This window comes from Rhizobium hidalgonense (genome assembly GCF_002914525.1).
Lineage (GTDB): Bacteria > Pseudomonadota > Alphaproteobacteria > Rhizobiales > Rhizobiaceae > Rhizobium > Rhizobium hidalgonense.
This window is the reverse complement of sequence record NZ_LODW01000065.1, coordinates 45,952-52,319: the sequence shown is the minus strand read 5'-3', so window position 1 is coordinate 52,319 and position 6,368 is coordinate 45,952. Positions and strand designations below refer to the sequence as shown.

Sequence of the window (6,368 nt, the reverse complement as noted above, 5' to 3'; positions counted from 1 at the left end):
AGAACGAAAGACTTCGTCGCCAGCAGCGCCGCCGCCCTCGTTCAGTGAGTGGGCTTATAGAACTAACCCTCCCAAGCAGTCAACAGCCGTTTTCGAAAAAACTGATTTTTCTTTCATGTTATTGTTTTTCAAGATCAATTTTCAGCCGAGGCGTAAATACGGTCGTTTCCCGGATTCCGACTGGCCCAACCCCCGCCAAGAAAACGAGCGTCTTTCGACTTTTCGAGAGAAGAACGCTCTTTTGCCTCCCTGCGCCCCGACATCATCACAATCTGCTGGTCTTAAGAGACACATGATTCACACAGGCAAATGCAGGCAGACTGCCTTTCCCTGGGCGATTTGACTTCCATGCCCAAAATATGCACATCTTTTGCCCAGCCAGGATGGCCGAGACATGCTTCCAGAGACGCCTGATGTAAGGACGCGGACCCGACTGCCATGATGACGGAGAAAATGATGATCCGCTCGTTGGGCAACGAGCCTCCGCTTCTGGCCGACGGCAGGCGTGCGCCCGACCGCCGCGAAGTGTCTCTCCGCTGGCTCTCGGGTACGTTCCTCACCGGCATTACATCCTCAGTCCTGATGGGCGTCGCGCTTTTTGCCGCCCTTGACGGCCGCCAGCAACTGGCGATTCCGGCCGAAGCCTATGCCAGTGCGGCGGCGGACGCGCACGAGGATACGACAGTGGTGCGCGGCGGAAGGCTGATTGCGCCCGCCATCGCCGCAAAACCGTCCGACCGGGCGATCATGGAAGTTTCGACCGTCGTCCACGACGGCGAAAAGGAAGTGGTGCGCCGCCAGCCCTTCGCACATGTGAAGATGACGCTGGCCGCCAACCATGTGGCGACCGAGGACTATCCCGACTTCGATCCGCTGGCGATCTTTTCCGCCGACGAGCCGCAGCCCGCCCCGCAAAGCCGGACCGGCGCGATTTACGGCTCCGATGTCGAATCCGAAGTCAGCCTGAAGACCATTTCCTTCCCGACCGGCAAGACCAGCATGAAGATGGCGTCGGGCCTGTCGCTGGAGGAGGTCGAAGAGAATGTGCGCTCCAACGGCTCGGTGTTGACGGATGGCAACACCCAGCTTGCAGCCCTCTATTACGTCGATCCGCGCCGTTTCTCCAACGAGGACGCCGATGTGGATCTGACCGCCGGCCTGTCCGCCCGCGTGCTCGAACAGAATATGACCGTCTCCGCGTCGGAATCGATCACGCCGCAGACCGAGGAATTCGCCGACGACATCCTGCCCGTTCGCGCCGACACGCCGATCGCCAAGGCGCTGACGGATTCAGGCTATCCGCAGCAATATGCCGATGGCATTGCCGGTTTTATCTCGCAACAACTGGGTTCCACTGATCTCGCCAAGGGCGACGTGCTGCGCATCGGCATCATTCAAAAGGGCGAGCAGGCAAAGATCATCCGGGCCAGCGTCTATCGCGGCACGCGCCATCTCGTCACCGTCGCCGTCGACGACAAGGGCAGATACGTGCCCGGCAGCGAGCCGCCGATGCTGGACGCTATCGCCACCGCCTTCGATGACAATTCCTTCGCGCCGCCGCCGGGCCAGAACCTGCCGCGCGTCTATGACGGTATTTATCGCGCTGCCCTGTCCTACGGCATGACCAAGGATATGACGGCGCTGATCATCAAGCTGCTTGCCAGCAATGTCGATTTCCAGGCACAGCTGCGGCCGACCGACAGTCTCGAAGCCTTCTTCTCCGTCGCCGACAGCGCCGGCCAGGCAACCGAGGATTCCGAACTGCTCTATGTCAACGCTCGTTTCGGCGATACGCAGACACGCTTCTACCGCTTCCAGGATCCCGACGACGGCACGGTCGATTATTTCGACGAGAACGGCAAAAGCATCCGCCAGTTCCTGCTGCGCAACCCGGTCCCGAACGGCATCTTCAAATCGGGCTTCGGCATGCGCCGTCACCCGATCCTCGGTTTCGCCCGCATGCACACCGGCGTCGATTGGGCCGCACCCCGCGGCACCGCAATCATTGCCGCCGGCAACGGCACCGTCGAAAAAGCCGGCTGGGATTCCGGCGGTTATGGCAACCAGACGATAATCCGTCACGCCAACGGCTACGAATCCTCCTATAATCACCAGAGCGCCATCGCCAAGGGCGTTACCCCCGGCGCCAAGATCCGCCAGGGTCAAGTGATCGGCTGGGTCGGCACGACGGGCGAGTCCACCGGGCCGCATCTGCATTATGAGCTGATCGTCAATGGCACCAAGGTCGATCCGTTGCGCATCCGCCTGCCGGGCGGCAAATCACTGCAGGGCGAGACGCTGGCGAAATTCGAGGACGAGCGCAAGCGCATCGATACACTGCTGAACAACCAGACATCGGATCAGGTGGCAAGCAAGTAGTCTCGAGCCGATGTCCCTCGTCGTCATCGCACCCGCCAACGAAAAATGGCGGCCAAAGCCGCCATTTCTGATGCATCCGGAAAACCGGTTTATGCCGCTTCACTTACCGGCTGCTTCGTTCTGAACTGCAGCCGGTCCGAGCCGTTCGTCACCGTCACCGTCGAACCGTCCGGCACTTGGCCGGACAGAATCTGCTCAGCCAGCGGATCCTGCACGAATTTTTGGATCACCCGCTTCAGCGGCCTGGCGCCGTAGACCGGATCGTAACCCTTGTTCGCCAGCCAATGACGGGCGTCCTCATCGAGATCGATGACGATCTTGCGCTCGGAGAGCAGCGCCACCAGCCGCTTCAGCTGGATATCGACGATCGCGCCCATCTCTTCACGCTTCAGGCGGTGGAAGAGAATGATCTCATCGATGCGGTTCAGGAATTCCGGCCGGAAATGCCCGCGCACGACCTCCATCACCTGCTCGCGAACCGTATCGCTGTCGTCGCCGTCAGCGAGCTGCGTCAGATATTCGGCGCCGAGATTCGAGGTCATGATGATCATCGTGTTGCGAAAATCAACCGTCCGGCCCTGGCCATCCGTCAGGCGTCCGTCATCCAGCACCTGCAGCAGGATGTTGAAGACGTCGGGATGCGCCTTTTCGATCTCGTCGAACAGCACGACCTGATAAGGCCTGCGGCGCACGGCTTCCGTCAGCGCTCCGCCCTCGTCGTAACCGACATAGCCGGGAGGCGCACCGATCAGCCGGGCAACGGAGTGTTTCTCCATATATTCCGACATGTCCATACGTACCATCGCCGTTTCATCGTCGAAGAGGAAGCGGGCGAGCGCCTTGGTGAGCTCCGTCTTGCCGACGCCGGTCGGTCCGAGGAAAATGAACGAGCCGATCGGCCGGTTCGGATCCTGCAGGCCGGCGCGGGCGCGCCGCACCGCCCGCGATACAGCTTGAACCGCATCACCCTGGCCGATCACCGATTTCGCCAGCTCGTCTTCCATCCGAAGGAGCTTGTCGCGTTCGCCTTCCAGCATCCTGTCGACGGGAATGCCGGTCCAGCGGGAAACGACATGGGCGATGTTGTCGGGGATCACGACCTCCTGCACCATCGCGCCGCGTTCGCCATCCTGCTTTTCGGCGTCGACCAGCTGCTTCTCCAGATCCGGAATGACACCATAGGTCAGCTCGCCGGCCCGCTGAAATTCACCCTTGCGCTGGGCGATTGCCAATTCGTTTCGGGCATCGTCGAGTTGCTTCTTGAGATCGGCGGCAAGGCCGAGCTTCTGCTTTTCCGCCTGCCAGCGGGCCGTCAGCGCATCGGCCTCCTCTTCGAGGCCGGTCAATTCGGTCTCCAGCCGCTTCAGCCGGTCGGCCGAGGCAACGTCGGTTTCCTTCTTCAGCGCCTCACGCTCGATCTTCAGCTGGATGATGCGGCGATCTAGTTCATCGAGTTCTTCCGGTTTGGAATCCACCTGCATGCGCAGCCGTGCGGCCGCCTCATCCATGAGATCGATAGCCTTGTCGGGCAGGAAACGGTCGGTGATATAACGGTTGGAAAGCGTCGCCGCCGCCACCAGCGCCGCATCGGCGATGCGCACCTTGTGATGCTGCTCGTATTTTTCCTTGAGGCCGCGCAGGATCGAGATCGTGTCTTCAACCGTCGGCTCGTCGACGACAACCGGCTGAAAGCGGCGGGCAAGGGCCGGATCCTTCTCGACATGTTTGCGATATTCGTCGAGCGTGGTTGCGCCGACGCAATGCAGCTCGCCGCGGGCAAGGGCGGGCTTCAAGAGGTTGGAGGCGTCCATCGCCCCATCGGCCTTGCCGGCACCGACCAGCGTGTGCATCTCGTCGATGAACAGGATGATCTCACCGTTCTCGGCCTGGACTTCATTGAGCACGGCCTTCAGCCGCTCCTCGAATTCGCCGCGATATTTCGCGCCGGCAATCAGCGCGCCCATATCGAGCGCCATCAGCTTCTTGTCTTTGAGCGATTCCGGCACGTCGCCGTTGACGATGCGCAATGCCAGGCCCTCGACGATCGCAGTCTTGCCTACACCGGGCTCACCGATCAGCACTGGATTGTTCTTGGTGCGGCGCGAAAGCACCTGGATGGTACGGCGGATTTCGTCGTCGCGGCCGATCACCGGGTCGAGCTTGCCCTCGCGGGCTTCGGCGGTGAGATCGCGTGCGAACTTCTTCAGCGAATCGAAACCCTGCTCGGCATTGGAGGAATCCGCCGTCCGGCCCTTGCGGATATCGTTGATGACCTGGTTCAGACCCTGGGCCGTCACACCTGAATTCTTCAGCGTCGAAAAAGTTGAGGCTGAGGATTCAATTGCCAGCGCCTGCAGCAGGCGCTCGACGGTGACGAAGCTGTCGCCGGCCTTCTTCGCCGCCTCTTCGGCGGTCGAAAGCACTTTGGCGAGCGGCTGCGCCAGATAGATATTGCCGTTGCCGCCGGAAATTTTCGGCAGTTTGGCCAGCGCCGCGTCATTGGCAAGGCGGGCAGCCTTGGGATCGCCGCCGGCACGCTCGATCAGCGACGCCGCCATGCCCTGATCGTCGTCCAGCAGGACTTTCAGCACATGTTCGGGGGAAAATTGCTGGTGACCCTGCGCCAGCGCATAGGTCTGCGCCGACTGGATGAAGCCGCGCACCCGCTCGGAATATTTCTCGATATTCATAGTCTACCTCCATGGATCGCCCTGCCCTAATGAGGCGCAGACCGATGATTGAGATCGTCCCCCTGAAAAGGCAGGCCGCGCTTGGCCCATCTCTGATTTGGCCGAAGCAGTCGAGGAGAATATGGTAGCTGTTCTGCGAGTTTAAAGAGCCGATAAAACGAAAATCCCCGGCGCGAGGCCGGGGACTTTCATTGCAATTCGAGCAGATGGCATGAAGCTCACGCGTCCCCCGGAGGAGAAGCGAAACCCTCATTCCGATGCGGCATCGGCCAGCACCGGTGCCTCGCCGGAAGCGCCCTCGCCCTCGGCAGCGGCTTCGCCCTCAGCGCCGCGACGCGGGCGACGCGGACGGCTGCCGGTGCTGCGGCGGCGGGGCTGGCGTTCGCGCGGCTGGCCGCCGGCACCTTCCTCGTCCATCGCGACTTCGGCCGGAATCCCGTCGATCTCCGGCTGCGGCCCGGTGCCGTCGATAACCTCGGCCTGCGACGCTACCGGCGCCGGAGCAGGAGCCGCCTGGGGCTGAGACACGGGTTGCGGCCGCGGCTGATGCTGCCTGTTCTGCGGCGGCTGGACGACAACGACATCATCACCGTCATTGTCGCTGTTATCGATGTCGTCGCCGTCGCGCTCCGCGGCGTCATTATATTCGCCGCGATCGTCGCGCTGGAAGCGTTCCTGCATCTGCGCCTGGGCGCTGGCGATGATCCGGTTGTAATGTTCGGCGTGCTGGAGATAGTTCTCGGCAATCACGCGGTCGCCGGAGCTTTGAGCATCGCGGGCAAGCTGCGCGTATTTTTCGGCGATATGCTGGGCAGTCCCACGAATCTTCACATCGGGGCCGGAGCTGTCATAGGTCCGGGTCAGCGGATTGCCGCCCTTGCGGTTGAAATTGTTGTTATTGTTATTTCCACCGCCGCCGTTGTTATTATTGTTGTTACCACGCCCTCGACCGCGCTTGTTCTGCTGTCCTGGCCTCATAGATCGTTCACCTGAATTCTCTGTTTGTGATGGATACATGGCACCAACCGCCATGACCGGAAAACCGGGTCAGGACCTTTGTGCCGCGAGCATACTGCGCCTTTGCGCCGACCTGCCGCTTGGTTCTCAAGTCAGTTTGACTGATTCACGCGTTGGGTCGTGTTCAACCGTTGAAACTCTCGTTTAAAAGAGCGGACCCCCGAGGCAAACCAAGTACCGAACGAATCTCGTTCATTCCTATCTGCCCAACACGTGACCGCAACCTATATTGCTTCCCTGGGAAATCCAAGCCTTTTCTTCGCAATAACAATAATGTCCCGT

The 6,368-nt window shown here is 60.9% G+C and carries 4 protein-coding genes; 2 read left to right on the top strand and 2 right to left on the bottom strand.

Annotated features, from left to right (window positions below; genetic code table 11):
• Window positions 1-343 (top strand): hypothetical protein (locus ATY29_RS37320; RefSeq protein ID WP_133118205.1); only part of this gene is annotated, 343 nt, incomplete at its 5' end.
• Window positions 344-438: 95 nt separating this feature from the next.
• Window positions 439-2,379 carry a M23 family metallopeptidase gene (locus ATY29_RS21325; protein ID WP_003566976.1) on the top strand — a complete coding sequence of 647 codons (1,941 nt, stop codon included), beginning with the start codon at window positions 439-441 and terminating at the stop codon, window positions 2,377-2,379.
• An 89-nt stretch (window positions 2,380-2,468) separates the two neighbouring features.
• Here ATY29_RS21325 and clpB read toward each other — a convergent pair whose 3' ends face one another.
• Together clpB and ATY29_RS21315 are read right to left on the bottom strand one after the other, a co-directional pair.
• Window positions 2,469-5,069 carry an ATP-dependent chaperone ClpB gene (gene clpB / locus ATY29_RS21320; RefSeq protein WP_003566978.1) on the bottom strand — a complete coding sequence of 867 codons (2,601 nt, stop codon included), beginning with the start codon at window positions 5,067-5,069 and terminating at the stop codon, window positions 2,469-2,471.
• Between the two features lie 249 nt (window positions 5,070-5,318).
• Window positions 5,319-6,047 carry a DUF4167 domain-containing protein gene (locus ATY29_RS21315; protein ID WP_003566979.1) on the bottom strand — a complete coding sequence of 243 codons (729 nt, stop codon included), beginning with the start codon at window positions 6,045-6,047 and terminating at the stop codon, window positions 5,319-5,321.
• Window positions 6,048-6,368: the final 321 nt, after the last annotated feature.